Here is a 17,101-nt window from a genome sequence, read left to right as displayed (position 1 = left end):
CACGCCAAGGAGCCGCCCCATGCGCCAGAAACCCTCCGTACTCGCTCGCGAAATCGTCGCCAGCAGCCGCCTGTTTCGCGTCGAAGCCGTGCAGTTGCGCTTTTCCAACGGCACCGAGCGGACCTACGAGCGCCTGGTCGGCCGCGGCAACGGCTATGGTGCGGTGATGGTGGTGGCCATGCTCGATGCCGAGCATGCGGTGCTGGTCGAGGAATACTGCGGCGGCACCGACGAATACGAACTGTCCCTGCCCAAAGGCTTGATCGAGCCGGGGGAGGACGTGCTGGCAGCCGCCAACCGTGAGCTCAAGGAGGAGGCGGGCTTTGGCGCACACCAATTGGAGCACCTGACCGAGCTGTCGCTCTCGCCTGGCTACATGAGCCAGAAGATCCAGGTGGTGCTGGCCACCGACCTGTATGAGGAGCGCCTGGAGGGCGACGAGCCCGAGCCGATGCGCGTAGACAAGGTCAACCTGCGCGAGCTGTCGGCCCTGGCCATGCACCCGCAGTTTTCCGAAGGTCGGGCGCTGGCGGCGCTGTACCTGGCCCGTGACCTGCTGATCCAGCGGGGGCAACTGAGCGCATGAACGACCAGCAACTGATGCTTGAAGTGGTGAAGCTGGCCCGCCTGGCTGGCGAGGCGATCCTGCCGTTCTGGCGCGCCGATGTGGCGGTGACCAACAAAGCGGACGATTCGCCGGTGACCGCAGCCGACCTTGCCGCCCACCAGGTTATCGCTGAAGGCCTGCAGGCCTTGGCGCCCCATATCCCGGTCCTGTCCGAAGAAGACTGCGACATCGCCCTGGCCGAGCGCCAGGCGTGGACGCGCTGGTGGTTGGTCGACCCTCTGGACGGCACCAAGGAATTCATCGCCGGCAGCGAGGAGTTCACGGTCAACATCGCCTTGATCGAACGCGGCGAAGTGGTGTTCGGCGTGGTATCGATGCCGACCAATGGTCGCTGTTATTTCGGCGGCCGCCAGCTGGGTGCCTGGCGCGCGCTAGCGGGCGCTGAGGCCGAGCCGATACAGGTGCGCCAGCAACCGCCGCAGAACGGGCGTTTCACCGTGGTGGCCAGCAAGCGCCATTCCAGCCCGCAGCAGGAGGCATTGCTGGGCGGGCTGGGCAGTGCGGTCGGGGAGCTGGAGCTGGCCAACGTGGGCAGCTCGCTGAAGTTTTGCCTGCTGGCCGAAGGGGCAGCCGATTGCTATCCGCGGCTGGCGCCGACGTCCCAATGGGACACCGCTGCTGCCCAGGGCGTGCTCGAAGGCGCCGGGGGCGAGGTGATCGGCCTCGATGGCCTGCCGTTCCGCTACCCGGTGCGTGAGTCGTTGCTCAACCCGTTCTTCCTGGCTTTGCCGGCTACGGCGCCGTGGCGTGCGGCACTGTTGCAGTTGGCTGCTGCGATGGGTTGAGGTTGGGCGATGGGGCGCGAAGCGGCCCCTGTTTCAGCGATGCAACACATACTGCCCACTGAAGGTCACCGCAGGCGCGTCGCTGCCAGCGTTGCACACCACCGTCTCCAGCGTCAGCCGCGCCCGCCCACGGCGCTGGTACATCGTCAGGAACCGCTCCCATGTCTTCTCATCCGGCGCCGGGCAACTCGCGACCGCCACCCCGGTGACCGGCAGCGGATAGCTGATCTGGCCTTCCTGAATGACGATATGCCCATCGTCGATGCCCAGCTCGCGCAGGCGCAGGTGCAACCAGCCCCAGCCCACCAGCACCGCGGCGCAATACAGGCTGCCGCCGAACATGGTGCTCTTGTGGTTGACGTTGGGCGCCAGCGGCAACTGCAGGCGTAGGCGCTGGTCGTGCCAGTCGATGACCGCCATGCCCATCTCGCGGGTCAGTGGGATGTCGTTGTGCAGTACGGACTGCAGGTACTGGCTGTCGCTGGTCATGGGCGGTTGTCCTCTGGGTCGTCTTGCCCGCTGGCGCTGTCGGCGAAGCTCAGGCCGTGCTTGCGCAGCTTGTCGTGCAAGGTCTTGCGCGGAATGCCGAGGGCCTCGGCCAGGCTGCGCATGGAGCTGTGCGGCTGGGCCAGTTCGGCGGCGATCAGCGAGCGCTCGAAATGCTCGACCTGTTCGCTGAGGTTGCCGGTGCGCACAGGGTCGGCGGTGGCGGGAGCAGCAGGCACCTGGCCATCGAGGGCCAGCTCCAGGCCCAAGGCGAAGCGTTCGGCGGCGTTCTGCAGCTCACGCACGTTGCCGGGCCAGTCGTGGCGCAGCAGCAGGGCGCGGTGGGCCGGTTGCAGGCTGTTGGCCGGCAAGCCATGGCGCTGGCTGGCGGCATCGGCGAAATGCTGGAACAGCACCAGGATATCGTCGCCGCGCTCGCGCAGCGGCGGGATGCGCAGCGGCGCGACGTTCAGGCGGTAGTACAGGTCGGCACGAAAACGCCCTTGGTCGGCGGCTTGGCGCAGGTCTTCCTTGGTGGCGGCGATGATGCGGATATCCAGCGGGATCAGCTGGTTACCGCCCAGGCGCTCCACGACGCGCTCCTGCAGAAGGCGTAGCAGCTTGACCTGCACGTCGAGGCTCATGCTCTCGATCTCGTCGAGGAACAACGTGCCGCCGTTGGCGAACTCGAATTTGCCGATACGCCGCTTCTGCGCGCCGGTGAAAGCACCCGGTTCATGGCCGAACAGCTCGCTTTCCACCACCGACTCGGCCAGGGCGCCGGCATTGATCGCCACGAACGGGCCGTCACGGCGACTCGACAGGTCATGCAGGGCGCGGGCCACGACCTCCTTGCCGGCACCGGTTTCGCCGAGGATCAGCACGTCGGCGCGGGTAGCGGCCAGGGCACCGATTTGTTCGCGCAGGCGCTGCATGGCCGGCGACTGGCCGACCAGGCGCGTGGACAGCTCCTGACGGTCGCTCAAGGCCAGGCGCAGGCTGCGGTTGTCCAGCACCAGGCGTCGCAGGGCCAGGGCGCGGCGCACGCTGTCGAGCAGGGCATCGCTGGCGAAAGGTTTCTCCAGAAAGTCATAGGCGCCGGCGCGCATGGCCTGCACGGCCAGCGGCACATCGCCGTGGCCGGTGATCAGCAGCACCGGCAGTTCGTTGTCGCGCCCGTGCAGGTGTTCCAGCAGTTGCAGGCCGTCTATGCCGGGCATACGGATGTCGCTGACCACCACGCCGGGCCAGTCCGGCTCGATACGTTCGGCCAGCCCCTGGGCATCGGCCAGGGCCACGACCTTGAGTCCGGCCAGGTCCAGGGTCTGGCCCAGGGCCTGGCGCAGGTGCGGATCGTCGTCCACCAGGATGACCTGGGTGCGGCTGTCGATCTGTGTCTCGGTCGTCATGCCGAGGGGTCCTCCGAAGATTGCAGGTTGGCGCCGGGCTTGGCCACGCGCAGTCGCAGGGTCAGCAAGGCGCCGCCTTCCGGGTGGTTGCCCAGCAGCAGTTCGCCGCCCAGTGCATGCATCAGGCTCTCGCAGATGGCCAGCCCCAGCCCCAGGCCCTGGGTGCGGGTCTTGGTGGTGAAGAAGGGTTCCTTGGCATGCTCCAGCGCCTGGCGGCTGAAGCCCGGGCCATTGTCGCGAATGTACAGGTAGACGCAGTCATCCTGGCGTTCGGCACTGAGCCACAGCTTGCGTGGGTTGGCTTTTTCGGTGAGCGCGTCGAGGGCGTTGGCCAGCAGGTTGCCGAGCACCTGGCGCAGGCGCGTTTCGCCGGCCTGCACCCACAGCGTGGCCTCGGGCAGGTCGCGCACCAGCTCCACGGCCATGGCCCGGCGGCGCTTGGCCAGCAGCGCCAGGGCATCGTCCAGCGCCGGTTGCAGGGCCACGCTTTCCGGTGCGTGCTGGTCGCGGCGGGCGAACGCGCGCAGGTGGGTGATGATCGAGGCCATGCGTCCGGTCAGTTCGCCGATCAGCTTGAGGTTGCCGCGCACGTCTTCGGTGCGCTGGTGGTCGAGGAGGATCTCGGCGTTCTCGGCATAGCTGCGGATCGCTGCCAAAGGCTGGTTGAGCTCATGGCTGATGCTCGCGGACATGGTCCCGAGCACCGACAGCTTGCCGGCCTGGACCAGTTCGTCCTGGGCGCGCACCAGCTCCTGCTGGGCCTGTTCGCGTTCGAGCACTTCCTTCTTCAGCCGGGTGTTCAGGCCTTCTAGGTCGGCGGTGCGCTCCATGACGCGTTGTTCCAGCTGCTGGCGCCCGCGCGCCTCGAAGTCGATGCGGTCGATGTAGTGTCGCCGACGCTGCATCACCAGGCCGGCCAGCAGCATCAGTACCAACAAGGCACCGGCGCCGATGGCCATGACCGTCTGCACCGAGCGGTCGACCAGCGTACGCGGGGCGAGGATGCTGACTTGCCAGCCTGTTTCCTTGATGTCGCGGGTCTGCACCAGCCAGGCGGCGGGGTTGAGGTTCAGCGGCTGGGGCGCTTGGGTCGGGTAGGGCTGGATGGCGACGATCGCCTCGCGTTCGGCCGGTGTCAGCTCGCGGGTGGCGCGGAAACGCCAGTCGGGGCGGGAGGTCAGCACCACCACGCCGTTCTGGTCGGTCAGCAGCAGTTGTTCGGGCGTACGCCCCCAAAGGGTCTCGGTGTGGTCGAGGTCGACCTTGACGACCAGCACGCCCACGACCTTGTCACGGTCATGCACCGCCGCAGCGAAGAAGTAGCCGCGCTTGGCCGACGTGGTGCCCTGGCCGAAGAAGCGCCCCAGGCGCCCGTCCATGGCTTCGAGGAAGTAGGGGCGAAAGGCGAAGTTGCGGCCCACGAAACTGTCGTGCTTGTCCCAGTTGGACGCCGCCAGAGTATTGCCGCTGACATCCATCAGGTACATCACCTCGGCGCCGGTCTGCCTGGTGATTTCCTTGAGCAGACGGTTGGCGTTGGTGATCGCCTCGGTCTTGAACGGGTCGTGCAGCGCACCGCGCAGGGCCGGCAGGTCGCCGAGGATCCGTGGCAGGGTCTCGTAGCGGTGCAGGGTGCCCAGCAGGTTGGCGACGTAGAGGTCGAGGGTCTGGCGATTCTGCGAGGCCAACTCGTCCTGGTAGTAGCGCTCGGCCAGATGATGCAGTGGCCAGAGCAGGGGCGCCAGGCACAGGGCCAGCAGGGCGAGGCTGCGCCAGCGTGGGCGTCGTGGAGGCGTTTGGGTTGGAATCATCTATCGGGCGCCAGAAGGATCTGGCGCAATTATGCGCTACTTGCGCTCGTCCATCAGCGCCGAGTGGCCATGCTTTTGTCATTGACCTCTTGTATATCGCTGTGAGCAGTGGCGATATAGGCGACAAAAAAAACCGAGGTTCCCTCCCATGCCCTTGAGCACCCTGATCCAGCGTTCCAGCCAGCCCAGCCCCTCGCTGAGCGAAGCCCAGGCCCATGCCCTGCTGCGGGCGCACTACGACCTGGAAGGGTGCCTGCAACCGTTGGGCAGCCAGCAGGACCTGAACCTGCGGCTGGATAGCGACCGGGGGCGTTTCGTGCTCAAGGCTTGTCACGGCAGCTATGCCCAGGTGGAACTCGAGGCGCAGCATGCGGCGCTGGCCTACCTGGGCGAACAGGGCCTGCCGGTGCCACAGGTACGCCGGGCGCGCGATGGCCAGGACCTGCTGGCCGTGGAGGTCGACGGCCAGCCGCTGCGGGTGCGCCTGCTCGACTACATCGAGGGCCAGCCGCTGACCCGTCTTGCGCACATGCCGGCAAGGCTGGTCGCCGAGCTGGGCGCGCTGTGCGCCCGGGTCGACCAAGCCCTGGCCGGCTTCGAACACCCGGGCCTGGAGCGTACCTTGCAATGGGACCCGCGCCACGCCAAGGCGCTGATCGAACACTTGCTGCCGGTGTTGGACGGCGAACGTCGCCAGCGTGTCGAGTGCGCCACTGGCCTGGCCGCCACACGCCTGCAACCACTGGTGGCCGACCTGCCGACCCAGGCCGTGCACTTGGACATCACCGACGACAATGCCGTCTGGGCCCGTGATGATGAGCGCCAATGGCAGTTGCAGGGCGTCATCGACTTCGGCGACCTGCTGCGCACCTGGCGCATCGCCGACCTGTCCGTCACCTGCGCGGCGCTGCTGCACCACGCCGAAGGCGACCCGCTGCGCATCCTGCCGGCCGTTCGCGCCTACCATGCTGTCAACCCGCTGCAGGACGCCGAGCTGCGCGCCCTCTGGCCGTTGGTGCTGATGCGCGCCGCGGTGCTGGTGCTCAGCAGCGAGCAGCAACTGCGAGTCGACCCGGGCAACCAGTACATCCGCGACAACATCGATCACGAGTGGGCGATCTTCGATACGGCCGCCGCCGTGCCGCTCGCCCTGATGGAAGCTGCGATTCTCCAAGCCACGGGCAGCGCGCCAGCGCCCCTGGGGCTGGACGGTTGCGCGCCGCTGATCCCGGCCCTGGCGGGGCAGGCGGTGACGCGCGTCGACCTGGGTGTGCTCAGCCCGCACTGCGAAGCGGGCAACTGGGAGCAGCCGGGCTTCGACCAGCGGCTGCTGGCGGCCCAGGCTGGCCCGGCCTGCACCCTGCACGGCCAGTATCGGTTGTCGCAGACCCATATCGACCGCCCCGAAGAGCCGGCCACCTGTGCCTTGGGCGTGGAACTCAGCGTACCGGCCGGCACCGCGCTGCAGGCGCCCGAGGCGGGCACCTGGGAGCGGACCGGCGACGGTCGCGGGCGGCTGCGCACTGCAACCTGGAGCCTTTGGCTGAGTGGGCTTGAGGAGACGCCGGCAGATGGCCAGGCGCTGGCCAAGGGGCAAGCCCTGGGCCTGACCTGTGGCTTTCTCAACGTCCAGCTGTGCCGGAGCGACGAACAGCGCCCGCCGTTCTTCGCCACGCCGTCGCATGCCGACGCCTGGCTGGCCGTATGCCCGTCGCCACGCCCGTTGCTCGGGTTCGATTGCGACGCCGCGCCGCTGGTCGATGCCCAGGCCCTGCTGGCACGCCGCGATGCCAGCTTCGCCCGTTCGCAGAAGCACTACTACGCCCAGCCGCCGCACATCGAGCGTGGCTGGCGCAACTACCTGATCGACATGCAGGGCCGTTCCTATCTGGACATGCTCAACAACGTCGCCGTGCTCGGCCACGGGCACCCGCGCATGGTCGCTGAGTCGGCGCGCCAGTGGTCGCTGGTCAACACCAATTCGCGCTTCCACTACGCGGCCATCGCCGAGTTCTCCGAGCGCCTGCTCGAATTGGCACCGGAGGGCTTCGACCGGGTGTTCCTGGTCAACAGCGGCACCGAGGCCAACGACCTGGCCATCCGCCTGGCTTGGGCTTACAGCGGTGGGCGCGACCTGCTCAGCGTGCTGGAGGCCTACCATGGCTGGTCGGTGGCCACCGACGCCATCTCCACCTCCATCGCCGACAACCCCCAGGCCCTGGAGACCCGCCCGGACTGGGTGCACCCTGTGGAGGCGCCGAACACCTTCCGTGGGCGCTTCCGTGGCCCGGACAGCGCCGCCGACTACCTGCGTGACGTCGATGCCAAACTGGCTGACCTGGACGCACGTGGTCGCCAGCTGGCGGGCTTCATTTGCGAACCGGTGTATGGCAATGCCGGCGGTATTTCCTTGCCGCCAGGTTACCTGCGCGACGCTTACGCCAAGGTACGCGCCCGCGGCGGGGTGTGCATCGCCGACGAGGTGCAGGTCGGCTATGGCCGCTTGGGCGAGTACTTCTGGGGCTTCGAAGAGCAAGGCGTGGTGCCGGACATCATCACCATGGCCAAGGGCATGGGCAACGGCCAGCCGCTGGGCGCGGTGATCACCCGGCGGGAGATTGCCGAGGCCCTGGAGGCCGAGGGTTACTTCTTCTCTTCGGCGGGCGGCAGCCCGGTCAGTTGCCGGATCGGCATGGCGGTGCTGGATGTGATGCAGGAGGAGGGCCTGTGGCAAAACACCCGGGAAGTAGGGCGCTATTTCAAGGCGCGCCTGCAGGCGCTGGTCGATAAACATCCGCTTGCCGGTGCCGCTCACGGTTCCGGCTTCTACCTCGGCCTGGAGCTGGTGCGCGACCGTCAGACCCTGGAACCGGCCACCGAAGAAACCATGGCCCTGTGCAACCGCCTGCGTGACCTGGGCATCTTCATGCAGCCGACCGGCGACTACCTGAACATCCTCAAGATCAAGCCACCCATGTGCACCACGCGCGCCAGCGTGGATTACTTCGTCGATTGCGTGGATCGGGTACTCGGCGAGGGGCTCTAATACCTGCATTAGGCGGCCACCTGAGTCGATTGTTATCGGTTTGGGTGGCTTTTTTATGGCGAAATATTTTGAGTTTCGGCTTCTAAGTTCGATTTTTATCGAGTATATAATGGTGCATCGAATGGGGCCGCTGGGCGGCCCCTCGCGGCACAAGGCCGCTCCTACAGGGGCCGCGTCTCTCCGGCGCGCCGATTGATCAACGACCTGGCGCAGTCGGCGCCGGGCTTTTGCAGAGGTTACCGATGAAGACCCTCAATTCGACCCCGCGTGCCGACGGTTTCCACATGCCCGCCGAATGGGCGCCGCAGACCCAGGTGTGGATGGTCTGGCCGGAGCGTCCTGACAACTGGCGCCTGGGTGGCAAGCCGGCGCAGGCCGCCCACGTGACCCTGGCCAAGGCCATCGCCCGCTTCGAGCCGGTGACCGTGGCGGTTTCCGCTGGCCAGTACGAGAACGCCCGTCGCCAACTGGACGTGCCGAACATCCGTGTGGTGGAAATCAGCAACGACGACGCCTGGGTGCGTGATACCGGCCCGACCTTCGTCATCAACGACCACGGCGACGTGCGCGGCGTGGATTGGGGCTTCAACGCCTGGGGTGGTTTCGACGGCGGCTTGTACGCGCCCTGGAACCGTGACGAGGAGCTGGCTGCCAAGGTCCTGGAGATGGAGCGCTGCCAGCGCTACCACACCGAAGGCTTCGTGCTCGAAGGCGGCTCGATCCATGTCGATGGCGAAGGCACCTTGATCACCACCGAAGAGTGCTTGCTCAACCGCAACCGCAACCCGCACCTCTCCCGCGAGCAGATCGAAGAGATCCTGCGCGAGCACCTGGCGGTGGACACCATCATCTGGCTGCCGGATGGCCTGTACAACGACGAGACCGACGGCCACGTCGACAACTTCTGCTGCTATGTCAGCCCAGGTGAAGTGCTGCTGGCCTGGACCGACGACGTCAACGACCCGAACTACGCCCGCTGCCAGGCTGCCTATGAGGTGCTGAAGAACAGCCGCGACGCCAAGGGCCGTGAATTCGTCGTGCACAAGATGCCGATCCCGGGCCCGCTGTACGCTACGGAAGAGGAATGTGCCGGTGTCGACCAGGTGGCGGGCAGCCAGGAGCGTGACCCGTCGGTGCGCCTGGCCGGTTCCTACGTCAACTTCCTCATCGTCAATGGCGGCATCATCGCGCCGAGCTTCGACGACCCGGCGGACGCCGAGGCGCGGACGATCCTGGCCAAGCTGTTCCCGAACCACGAAGTGGTGATGATTCCGGGGCGTGAGCTGCTTCTGGGGGGCGGCAACATTCATTGCCTGACGCAGCAGCAGCCGGCGCCAGTCAAGCGCTGAGATTCGCTGTTCCGGGGCCGCTTTGCGGCCCATTGCCAAAGGCTGCTCCCTATAGGAGCGGCCTCGTGCCGCGATGGGTCGCGCAGCGGCCCCTTTGTCTATCTGGTTATAACCAAATATCTTCTTATTCCTTTACGTATATATCCGCCTCCCTATACTTGAGCCCAAGCACGCAAACTTCTGGAGGCGTCCCCATGCGCAATGAGTCTATTCGTTACCTGATTGTGCCGGGCTGGCAAGGATCGCCAGACAACCATTGGCAAAGTCACTGGCAGCGTAGCCTGCCCAACAGTGCCCGGGTCGAGCAGCACGACTGGCTCACCCCGCAGCGGCATGACTGGGTGCACGCACTGGAGCAGGCGATCATCGCCGAACGCTCGCCGGTGATCCTGATCGCCCACAGCCTGGGCTGCATTACCGTCGCCCACTGGGCTGCGCAGGCAAACCCAGCCCTGCTGCGTCGGGTGCATGGGGCGCTGCTGGTGGCGCCGGCCGACGTTGAGCGGCCGACCTGCGCACCGGCGCTGCGCAACTTCGCGCCGATTCCGCTGCAGGCCTTGCCGTTCCCCAGCCAGGTGGTCAGTTCCGACAACGACCCGGCGGTGAGCGTGCCCCGTGCGCTGCACCTGGCACGGGCGTGGGGTGCCGAGGCGGGGCTGCTGGCCAATGCCGGGCACATCAATGTCAAGTCCGGGCACGAGCGTTGGGAGCAAGGCTTCGCCTACCTCTACCGCCTGCAGGGGCGTATCGAGCAGCGGGCCTTGCGCCGCGCCTGATTCGCCACCGCTTCCCTGAATACCTTGACGCCCGGTCGGCAACGGCCTCGGGCGGGAGCTCGTCATGACTGTGCACAACGCCTTCGGCCAGCCGCTGCTGACCTTTCCCGAACTGGACAAGAGCCCACTGAGCATCCGCGCCAAGGCGTTGGTGTTCATCGACCCCCGCTCGCAGCAGCTGCGCGATGCCTTGGAGCGTCTGGCGCCGCAACCGGTGCCGGTGCTGATCCGCGGCGAGACCGGCACCGGCAAGGAACTGCTGGCCCGCCAGGTGCACCGGGCCAGCGACCGCGGCGGGCTGTTCGTCTCGGTGAGCTGCGCGGCGATCAGCCCGACCTATGCCGACGCCGAGCTGTTCGGCTACAGCGCCGGTACCCAGGGCGGGACGGCCAGCGGCCGGGCCGGCTGGTTCGGCTCGGCCAACGGCGGCACCTTGTACCTGGACGAGATCGCCGACCTGCCTCTGGCGATCCAGGGCAAGCTGCTGGCGGCGCTGGAAAACCGCGAGGTCACCCGCGTCGGTGCCCAGCGGCCGCAACCGGTGGACGTGCGCCTGGTCGCCGCCTCCAGCATCGACCTGGCCCAGGCCGTGCGCGCCAGACATTTCAACGAACGCCTCTACCATTACCTGCACGAAGGCCAGCTGGAGCTGCCGGCGCTGCGTGAGCGGGTCGGGGATATCCTGCCGCTGGCCGAATATTTCGTGGGCATCTACAGCGTGCGCCTGGGGCGCCCGGTGCCGCTGATCAGCGAGGCCGCACAGCAAGCCCTGGAAGCCCATGCGTGGCCGGGCAATACCCGGGAGCTCGAAAACGTCATCCACTTCGCCTTGCTGGTGAGCGAAGGCAAGCAGCTCCTGCCAGAGCATCTGGACCTACCGGACACCACGCCCTTGGCCAGCCTGACCCGGCAACTCGAGCAGCTGACCCGCAGCCGCGAGCCGCAAACCCGTCTTGCCTTGCGTCGGTTGCTGGAAGGCAGGCTGTCGGACTTGGATGCGACCGCACGCTAGAGCGGGGCCGTCCGTCATGCCCGAAGCCCGTAATGGCCATTTGTTTTTGGAATAAGCAGCTAAGCAAAAGATATTGTTAAGGAATAAAAATTCCCGGTATCGTCCGCTTCACGCCCCTGTCGAAGGGGCACCGACTTCGCCACATCGATGGCATCAGCTTGATAACAAGGATCACTATGAAAAAGACCCTGCTGACCGCAGCCCTGGCCGCAGCCCTGTCGCTGACCGGCTTCGCCAATGCCGCTGAAAAACTGGTGGTAGCTGCCACCCCGGTGCCCCACGCCGAGATCCTCGAGCTGATCAAGCCGACGCTGGCCAAGGAAGGTGTGGACCTGCAGATCAAGGTCTTCACCGACTACGTACAGCCCAACGTCCAGGTCGATCAGAAGCGTCTGGATGCCAACTACTTCCAGACCCTGCCGTACCTGAAGAACTTCAACGAAGGCAAGGGCACTCACCTTGAGACCGTCGTCGGTGTACATGTCGAGCCTTTCGGCGGCTACTCGAAGAAGGTCAAGAACCTGGCTGACCTGGAAGAGGGCGCCACTGTCGCGATCCCCAACGAAGGCAGCAACAGCGGCCGTGCGCTGCTGCTCCTGCAGAAGGCTGGCCTGATCACCCTGAAAGACCCCAAGAACGCCCTGGCCACCCCGAAAGACATCGCCGAGAATCCGAAGAAGCTCAAGTTCCGCGAGCTGGAATCGGCCATGCTGCCGCGTGTGCTGGACCAGGTCGACCTGGACATGATCAACACCAACTACGCCTTGGAAGCCGGCCTGAACCCGGCCAAGGATGCCCTGGTGATCGAAGGCAGCGACTCGCCCTACGTGAACTTCCTGGTGGCCCGCCCGGACAACAAGGACAGCGAGGCCATCCAGAAACTGGCCAAGGCGCTGACCAGCCCGCAGGTCAAGGAATTCATCGCCAAGAAGTACAGCGGTGCGGTATTGCCGGCGTTCTGATTCAGGCGCCTGGAAACAAAAACGCCGACGCATTTTGCGTCGGCGTTTTTGTTTGTGCGGGGCCAATCAGCGCGAATTGGCCAGCGCCCGGCGCAAGGCCAGGAGCCATTGAAGCTGTTCGTTGGAAACCGGCGGGCAAGAGCTGTTCATTGTTGTCGTTCCAGGTGGGGCCGTACGGGTCGAACTCTTGGAGAAGGTTTTCGCAGGAAAGATCCCTCGCCACGCATAAATTTCCTGGTCATCCGACGAACGTGATGCGCAGGGCGGCAATCCGGCCCGATCGCCGCCCGAAGCGGTGGCTTCTGGCTCAGGCGTTCCGGGGCAGCCAGTTCAACAGGAAGTCGATTATGACCTTTGGGTTTTCCAGGCTTGAGATATGCCCTGCAAACGGAACCTGTGCCGCCAGGCAGCCGATCAACCGGGCCATCTCGTTGGACTCCTCAGGCGGGCGCGGGATGTCTTGATCGCCGCACAACACGATGGTGCGCTCGGCGGGCAGGTTCTCAAGGCGCTGAAGCAGGTCCGGCCGGCCGAAGATCACCCGGCCCAACGGGTCCAGGCTCATGCGGATGGTGTCTGCGCTGCAGGCCTTGAGCGCGGCACGAAATGCCTCGCGAATGTCTGGCACGGTCTGGCCGCCCGCATGGAAGAAGATCGGTACGATGATATCGAGCAGCTCATCGGTGAACCGGCCTGCGGCGCTGGCGGCATCCAGCAGTGCGAAGTACTTCAGGCGCGTGGCTTCGGGTTCGGCGCCCAGGTAGGTGTCCACCAGGACGAGGCGGTCGACGCGCTCGGGGTGATCGAGCGCTAACTCCGCGCCCCACATGCCACCGACCGACAAGCCGACCAGGTGGCACTTCGGAATATCCAGGGCATCGAGCAGAGCCAGGTGCTGCTGCGCCAGCGCACTCATGTCACCCGTATTGGCCGGTGGTGCATCGGAGTCGCCATGGCCCCAGAGCTCCGGGACGATGACACGAAAGTGTTGCGACAGCGCGTCGATCTGGGGTTGCCACATGGCTGCGGACCACAGGTAGCTATGGCCCAGTAGCACAGGGAAGCCCTGGCCTTGGTCGACGTAGCTCATGCGCGCGCCGTCGATTTCCACGAAGTGTTTTTGCATCGGTCGTTCCTAACTCAGTCAAGTCGCAAAGTTGGAACGGTAGCGATGCCAAAGGCGTTTCGCCACTGGCAGGCCTCCCAGCTAGTGGTCAGATATTTCCTAAGGTAATGCATTTGTACGGGGCGCCGGCACCAGCCGCAGCGTGCTCTGGGCCGGAATCTCGCCCATCCGTACCCTGTGATAGCGCCCTTCGATGTAATCCTGCGCCTGGTCACCGTAATGCCGGTCGAAGGGCACGCCGCTTTGGCCTACGGGGTTGATGGTCAGCGCGGCGCCAGGGTCGGCGAAGTCGACTAGGCGCCGGGTCGAGGGGCCGTAGTTGACCGCCCAGGGTGCCGGGCCAATCTTCGCCGACAGGTTGTTCGGCACCTCGTGGCTGCCGGGCGCGGCGAACGGGCCGACATTGAGCAGCAGGTTCAGCGGCTTCTTCGCCCCCAGCGGGTGGCTGTGGGTAAGGGTGTGGGCCTTGCCCCATTGCCAGCTGGCCGGGTCCTTGCCCATCACGTCGCGCAAGTGCGCGATGCTGCGCTGCCAGGCCAGCCGGGCGATGGCGGTACGGTCGGTGTGCGCGTTGCTGCCCTGCGTGTTCCACCAGGGCGCATCCGGGTCGGCAGCCAGGCGCGGTAGGGCGGCATCGATGACGCGGGTATTGATCAAGGCGGGGAACCAGGTGTCGCCGAGTTCATCGTGCAGGGCGGCGAAGGCCAGTTCATAGAGGAACTGGTTGAACAAGGTCGCGCTGGTCGAGCTCAGTGGGTAGTCGCCGCGCCAGGCCGCCAACTGTTCCACCAACTCCTTTTCCTCATCGCCCTGGGCGATGGCGCGCAAGGTGCCCAGCAGCGGCGCCAAGGTCCGCGGGCCGTAGTCCGTGGCGTCGTCGAGCTGCAGGGCCTGGCTGTTCTGGGTATCCCACTTGATGCTCGGGTCGGCCAGGTGCCGGTCAAGTTGCCGGCCGCGGTCCGGTAGGTTGTAGTAGCCCGGGATCGGCACCACCGCCGGGGGTTGCACGTTCGCCGAGACGATGTAGCCGCTGGCGGGATTTTCCTGCTGCGGGTTGACGCTGAAGGGGTAGAAGCCGAGCTTGTCGGCCTGGGCCGTGCTGCCGTCGAGGATGAAGGCCGGGTCGACGCCGTCTGGGCGGATCGGCAGCTGGGCGGCCGCCCACCAGCCGATATCGCCCCGGGCATTGGCCCACACCAGGTTTAGCCCGGGCGCCTGGACCTTGGCCGCCGCCTCGCGCATCTTGGCCAGGGTGTCGGCGCGGTTGATCTGGTAGAAGGCGTCCAGGATCGGGTTGTCGGTCTCCAGGAATGCCCACCACATGGCAATGGGCGTGGCGCCTGCGGTCTCACTCAGCACGGTGTTGACGATCGGGCCGTGGGGCGAACGCTGCAGGGTGATGTTCACCGGCGCCTCGCCCTTGACCGCGATCTGCTGTTCGCTTTGCTCCAGCGGCTGCCAGCGGCCATCGATACGCACCTGCTTCGGGTCGCTCGGGTTGACCTGTTCGGCCACCAGGTCGACGTCATCGTTCTGGAACATGGTCAGGCTCCAGCCGAAATCGCGGCTGTGGCCGAGCAGGGCGAAGGGGTTCAAGGCCTGGAAGTAGCCGTACAGGTTGAAGCCTGGCGCCGACAGCTCTGCTTCGTACCACACGGCCGGCACGGCGAAGCCGATGTGCGGGTCGCCTGCCAGCAGCGGGCGGCCGCTGCGGGTGCGGCTGCCGGCGACGGCCCAGGCGTTGCTGCCTTCGAACTGGGGCAGGCCGGCATCGCCGAGAGCTTCGTGGCTCAAACGCGCCAAGTGTTCCAGGCTGCGCCAGTCGGCCGCCGCCAAGGGCGTGGCCAGGGCGCCTTCGGGTTGCCAGCTCAGGTCGAAGATCTTCAGGTAGTCGGGGCCGAGCTGGTCGCGCACGTAGGTGAGCGCCGGCTCGGTGCGGAATGCGGCGGCGAAGCTGTAGGCCAGGTAGCCGGCGATGCTGAGGGTGTCCTCGGCGGTGAAAGGGCGCGGCGCGATGCCCAGCAGGTCGAACTCCATGGGTTTGGGATGGCTGGCCTGCCACTGGTTGATGCCGTCCAGGTAGGCTTGCAGGGCCTGCCAGGCAGGGGATTGCCGGTCCTGGCGCTGGGCCATGCGCGTGGCCTGCTCGCGAATGCGCAGGCTGCGGAACAGGGTATCGGTGGGCAGCAGCGTGGCGCCCAGCACCTCGGCCAGCTCGCCCCGGGCCAGGCGGCGCAGGATTTCCATCTGGAACAGGCGGTCCTGGGCATGCACGTAGCCCAGGGCGCGGTACAGGTCAGGCTCGTTGTCGGCCAGCAGGTGGGGCACGCCGCGGGCGTCGTAGCGCACGCTGACCGGCGCCTGCAGGCCTGCGATGGCGGCCTCGCCCTCGCGTTGCGGCTGCTTGCCTTGCACGTACCAGAAACCGGCGCCCACGGCGGTGGCGAGCACCACGGCCAGCAAGGTCAGGCTGCGCTTCATCGAGACTCCTTGTGCACTCGAGCGAAAAATGTGGTCCGATCATCGACGGATTCGCGAACTCAGCATAGCCCCTGGAAGGAGTCTCCATGTCCCTGAGCGAAAAACAGAAAATGCTGGCTGGCCAGCTCTACCACGCGGGATGCCCCGAACTGCAGGCCGAGCAGATCGCCAACAAGCACTGGATGCATCGCTACAACAACAGTGCCGACCTGCTCAACGATGCGCGCCACGCGCTGTTGGTCGCGCACTTCGCCCATGCAGGCAGCGGTGCGGTGATCCGCCCGCCGTTCTACTGCGACTATGGCTACAACATCAGTGTTGGCGCCAATACCTTCATGAACTTCAACTGCGTGATCCTCGACGTGCTGCCTGTGCGCATCGGCCAAGACTGCCAGATCGGCCCGGCGGTGCAGATCTACACCGCCGACCACCCGCTCGATGCCGAGGTGCGCCGCACGGGGCTCGAAAGCGGGCGGCCGGTGACCATTGGCAACAATGTGTGGATCGGTGGTGGGGTGATCATCCTGCCGGGGGTGACCATCGGTGACGATGCGGTGATCGGCGCCGGCAGCGTGGTGACCCGTGACGTGCCGGCAGGCGCGATCGCGGTGGGCAACCCGGCGCGGGTGCGTCAGCCGGCCCAGGGGCAGTAGCAGCCCTGTGCCAGGGTGTTGGATGCATCGACCGAGCGGCCGTCTAGCAGTGCCTTGAGGATCGGTTCGACGAAGCTGTTGCTGGCATTGCACACCGCGCCCTCGCTATAGGGGCCGAAGTAGGCCAGGCGGCCATTTCGGTCCCAGATCGCCACGGCGGGCGAGGCCGGGATGCGCTCGCTGCCGGGCAGTTGGGGCAGGGGCTCGAGGCCGGCGAGGTTGGCGGGCAGCTGGCCGTTGCTACCGGGTTTCTGCACGACATGGAAGCTCACGCCCTGGGGCGCGAAGTGTTCGACCAGCTCGCCCAGGTGTTGCTGGTTGCCAACGTTGCAGGGGCAGGCCGGGTCCCAGAAATGCACGACCCGGATCGGCCCTGGGCCGGCGAGCTCCGGTGGCAGCCGCAGTTGGCCGCCTTCGAATAACGTGGCCGGGTTGTCGAACGGGCGCAGGTAGCGGGCCTGGAAGCTGGCGTAGGCCCACCAGAGGGCGGCACCGCAGAGCAGCAGGGCGAGGGTGGTCAGCAGGGTTTTCCGGATGGGCATGGTGTGTCCGCTAGCCGCGTGGTGCATCAGCTTGC

The 17,101-nt window shown here is 66.4% G+C and carries 14 protein-coding genes; 8 read left to right on the top strand and 6 right to left on the bottom strand.

Going from position 1 to position 17,101, the window contains the following annotated elements; translation table 11 throughout:
- Positions 1-19: 19 nt before the first annotated feature.
- Positions 20-586 carry an ADP compounds hydrolase NudE gene (gene nudE, locus IRZ56_RS06410; protein WP_196144173.1) on the top strand — a complete coding sequence of 189 codons (567 nt, stop codon included), beginning with the start codon at positions 20-22 and terminating at the stop codon, positions 584-586.
- Positions 583-1,413 carry a 3'(2'),5'-bisphosphate nucleotidase CysQ gene (gene cysQ, locus IRZ56_RS06405; protein WP_196144172.1) on the top strand — a complete coding sequence of 277 codons (831 nt, stop codon included), beginning with the start codon at positions 583-585 and terminating at the stop codon, positions 1,411-1,413. The genes nudE and cysQ overlap by 4 nt, the downstream gene beginning before the upstream one ends.
- 33 nt (positions 1,414-1,446) lie before the next feature.
- Here cysQ and IRZ56_RS06400 read toward each other — a convergent pair whose 3' ends face one another.
- The 3 genes from IRZ56_RS06400 to IRZ56_RS06390 are packed head-to-tail and all read right to left on the bottom strand — an operon-like array spanning position 1,447 to position 5,119.
- On the bottom strand, positions 1,447-1,902 hold the full coding sequence (locus tag IRZ56_RS06400) for a YiiD C-terminal domain-containing protein (RefSeq protein WP_196144171.1): 456 nt from the start codon (positions 1,900-1,902) through the stop codon (positions 1,447-1,449).
- A complete protein-coding gene (locus tag IRZ56_RS06395) occupies positions 1,899-3,308 on the bottom strand; it encodes a sigma-54-dependent transcriptional regulator (protein WP_196144170.1) in 1,410 nt (469 codons plus the stop codon). Before IRZ56_RS06395 ends, IRZ56_RS06400 begins: the two co-directional genes overlap by 4 nt.
- Positions 3,305-5,119 carry a sensor histidine kinase gene (locus tag IRZ56_RS06390; RefSeq protein WP_196144169.1) on the bottom strand — a complete coding sequence of 605 codons (1,815 nt, stop codon included), beginning with the start codon at positions 5,117-5,119 and terminating at the stop codon, positions 3,305-3,307. The genes IRZ56_RS06395 and IRZ56_RS06390 overlap by 4 nt, the downstream gene beginning before the upstream one ends.
- A 148-nt stretch (positions 5,120-5,267) precedes the next feature.
- Here IRZ56_RS06390 and IRZ56_RS06385 point away from each other — a divergent pair, with 148 nt between their 5' ends.
- From IRZ56_RS06385 to IRZ56_RS06365, 5 genes are all read left to right on the top strand, one after another.
- Positions 5,268-8,165: an aminotransferase gene (locus IRZ56_RS06385; protein WP_196144168.1), complete on the top strand. Its 2,898-nt coding sequence runs from the start codon at positions 5,268-5,270 to the stop codon at positions 8,163-8,165.
- A 242-nt stretch (positions 8,166-8,407) separates the two neighbouring features.
- Positions 8,408-9,514: an agmatine deiminase gene (gene aguA, locus IRZ56_RS06380; RefSeq protein WP_196144167.1), complete on the top strand. Its 1,107-nt coding sequence runs from the start codon at positions 8,408-8,410 to the stop codon at positions 9,512-9,514.
- 194 nt (positions 9,515-9,708) lie between these two features.
- Positions 9,709-10,290 (top strand): alpha/beta hydrolase, encoded by a 582-nt coding sequence (locus IRZ56_RS06375; RefSeq protein ID WP_196144166.1) that lies wholly within the window; start codon positions 9,709-9,711, stop codon positions 10,288-10,290.
- A gap of 64 nt (positions 10,291-10,354) precedes the next feature.
- On the top strand, positions 10,355-11,302 hold the full coding sequence (locus IRZ56_RS06370; RefSeq protein WP_196144165.1) for a sigma 54-interacting transcriptional regulator: 948 nt from the start codon (positions 10,355-10,357) through the stop codon (positions 11,300-11,302).
- A 176-nt stretch (positions 11,303-11,478) separates the two neighbouring features.
- Positions 11,479-12,264 carry a MetQ/NlpA family ABC transporter substrate-binding protein gene (locus IRZ56_RS06365; protein WP_196144164.1) on the top strand — a complete coding sequence of 262 codons (786 nt, stop codon included), beginning with the start codon at positions 11,479-11,481 and terminating at the stop codon, positions 12,262-12,264.
- A gap of 307 nt (positions 12,265-12,571) precedes the next feature.
- Here IRZ56_RS06365 and IRZ56_RS06360 read toward each other — a convergent pair whose 3' ends face one another.
- Together IRZ56_RS06360 and IRZ56_RS06355 are read right to left on the bottom strand one after the other, a co-directional pair.
- On the bottom strand, positions 12,572-13,390 hold the full coding sequence (locus IRZ56_RS06360; RefSeq protein ID WP_196144163.1) for an alpha/beta fold hydrolase: 819 nt from the start codon (positions 13,388-13,390) through the stop codon (positions 12,572-12,574).
- 99 nt (positions 13,391-13,489) lie between these two features.
- Positions 13,490-15,871, bottom strand: coding sequence for a penicillin acylase family protein (locus IRZ56_RS06355; protein ID WP_196144162.1), 2,382 nt, complete (start codon positions 15,869-15,871; stop codon positions 13,490-13,492).
- Positions 15,872-15,957: 86 nt separating this feature from the next.
- Here IRZ56_RS06355 and IRZ56_RS06350 point away from each other — a divergent pair, with 86 nt between their 5' ends.
- Positions 15,958-16,524 (top strand): sugar O-acetyltransferase, encoded by a 567-nt coding sequence (locus IRZ56_RS06350; RefSeq protein ID WP_196144161.1) that lies wholly within the window; start codon positions 15,958-15,960, stop codon positions 16,522-16,524.
- Here IRZ56_RS06350 and IRZ56_RS06345 read toward each other — a convergent pair.
- A complete protein-coding gene (locus IRZ56_RS06345; RefSeq protein ID WP_196144160.1) occupies positions 16,503-17,066 on the bottom strand; it encodes a DUF6436 domain-containing protein in 564 nt (187 codons plus the stop codon). The two genes, IRZ56_RS06350 and IRZ56_RS06345, sit on opposite strands and share 22 nt — an antisense overlap.
- Positions 17,067-17,101 lie beyond the last annotated feature (35 nt).

The organism is Pseudomonas guariconensis, assembly GCF_015680235.1.
Lineage (GTDB): Bacteria > Pseudomonadota > Gammaproteobacteria > Pseudomonadales > Pseudomonadaceae > Aquipseudomonas > Aquipseudomonas guariconensis_A.
Note: the sequence above shows the minus strand (reverse complement) of the source record. Positions and strands in the feature narration are given on the sequence as shown.

Excerpts from the sequence above, each read along its gene's own strand:
- nudE (WP_196144173.1), top strand. The coding sequence starts at position 20 with ATGCGCCAGAAACCCTCCGTACTCGCTCGCGAAATCGTCGCCAGCAGC.
- cysQ (WP_196144172.1), top strand. The coding sequence starts at position 583 with ATGAACGACCAGCAACTGATGCTTGAAGTGGTGAAGCTGGCCCGCCTG.
- IRZ56_RS06400 (WP_196144171.1), bottom strand. The coding sequence starts at position 1,902 with ATGACCAGCGACAGCCAGTACCTGCAGTCCGTACTGCACAACGACATC.
- IRZ56_RS06395 (WP_196144170.1), bottom strand. The coding sequence starts at position 3,308 with ATGACGACCGAGACACAGATCGACAGCCGCACCCAGGTCATCCTGGTG.
- IRZ56_RS06390 (WP_196144169.1), bottom strand. The coding sequence starts at position 5,119 with ATGATTCCAACCCAAACGCCTCCACGACGCCCACGCTGGCGCAGCCTC.
- IRZ56_RS06385 (WP_196144168.1), top strand. The coding sequence starts at position 5,268 with ATGCCCTTGAGCACCCTGATCCAGCGTTCCAGCCAGCCCAGCCCCTCG.
- aguA (WP_196144167.1), top strand. The coding sequence starts at position 8,408 with ATGAAGACCCTCAATTCGACCCCGCGTGCCGACGGTTTCCACATGCCC.
- IRZ56_RS06375 (WP_196144166.1), top strand. The coding sequence starts at position 9,709 with ATGCGCAATGAGTCTATTCGTTACCTGATTGTGCCGGGCTGGCAAGGA.
- IRZ56_RS06370 (WP_196144165.1), top strand. The coding sequence starts at position 10,355 with ATGACTGTGCACAACGCCTTCGGCCAGCCGCTGCTGACCTTTCCCGAA.
- IRZ56_RS06365 (WP_196144164.1), top strand. The coding sequence starts at position 11,479 with ATGAAAAAGACCCTGCTGACCGCAGCCCTGGCCGCAGCCCTGTCGCTG.
- IRZ56_RS06360 (WP_196144163.1), bottom strand. The coding sequence starts at position 13,390 with ATGCAAAAACACTTCGTGGAAATCGACGGCGCGCGCATGAGCTACGTC.
- IRZ56_RS06355 (WP_196144162.1), bottom strand. The coding sequence starts at position 15,871 with ATGAAGCGCAGCCTGACCTTGCTGGCCGTGGTGCTCGCCACCGCCGTG.
- IRZ56_RS06350 (WP_196144161.1), top strand. The coding sequence starts at position 15,958 with ATGTCCCTGAGCGAAAAACAGAAAATGCTGGCTGGCCAGCTCTACCAC.
- IRZ56_RS06345 (WP_196144160.1), bottom strand. The coding sequence starts at position 17,066 with ATGCCCATCCGGAAAACCCTGCTGACCACCCTCGCCCTGCTGCTCTGC.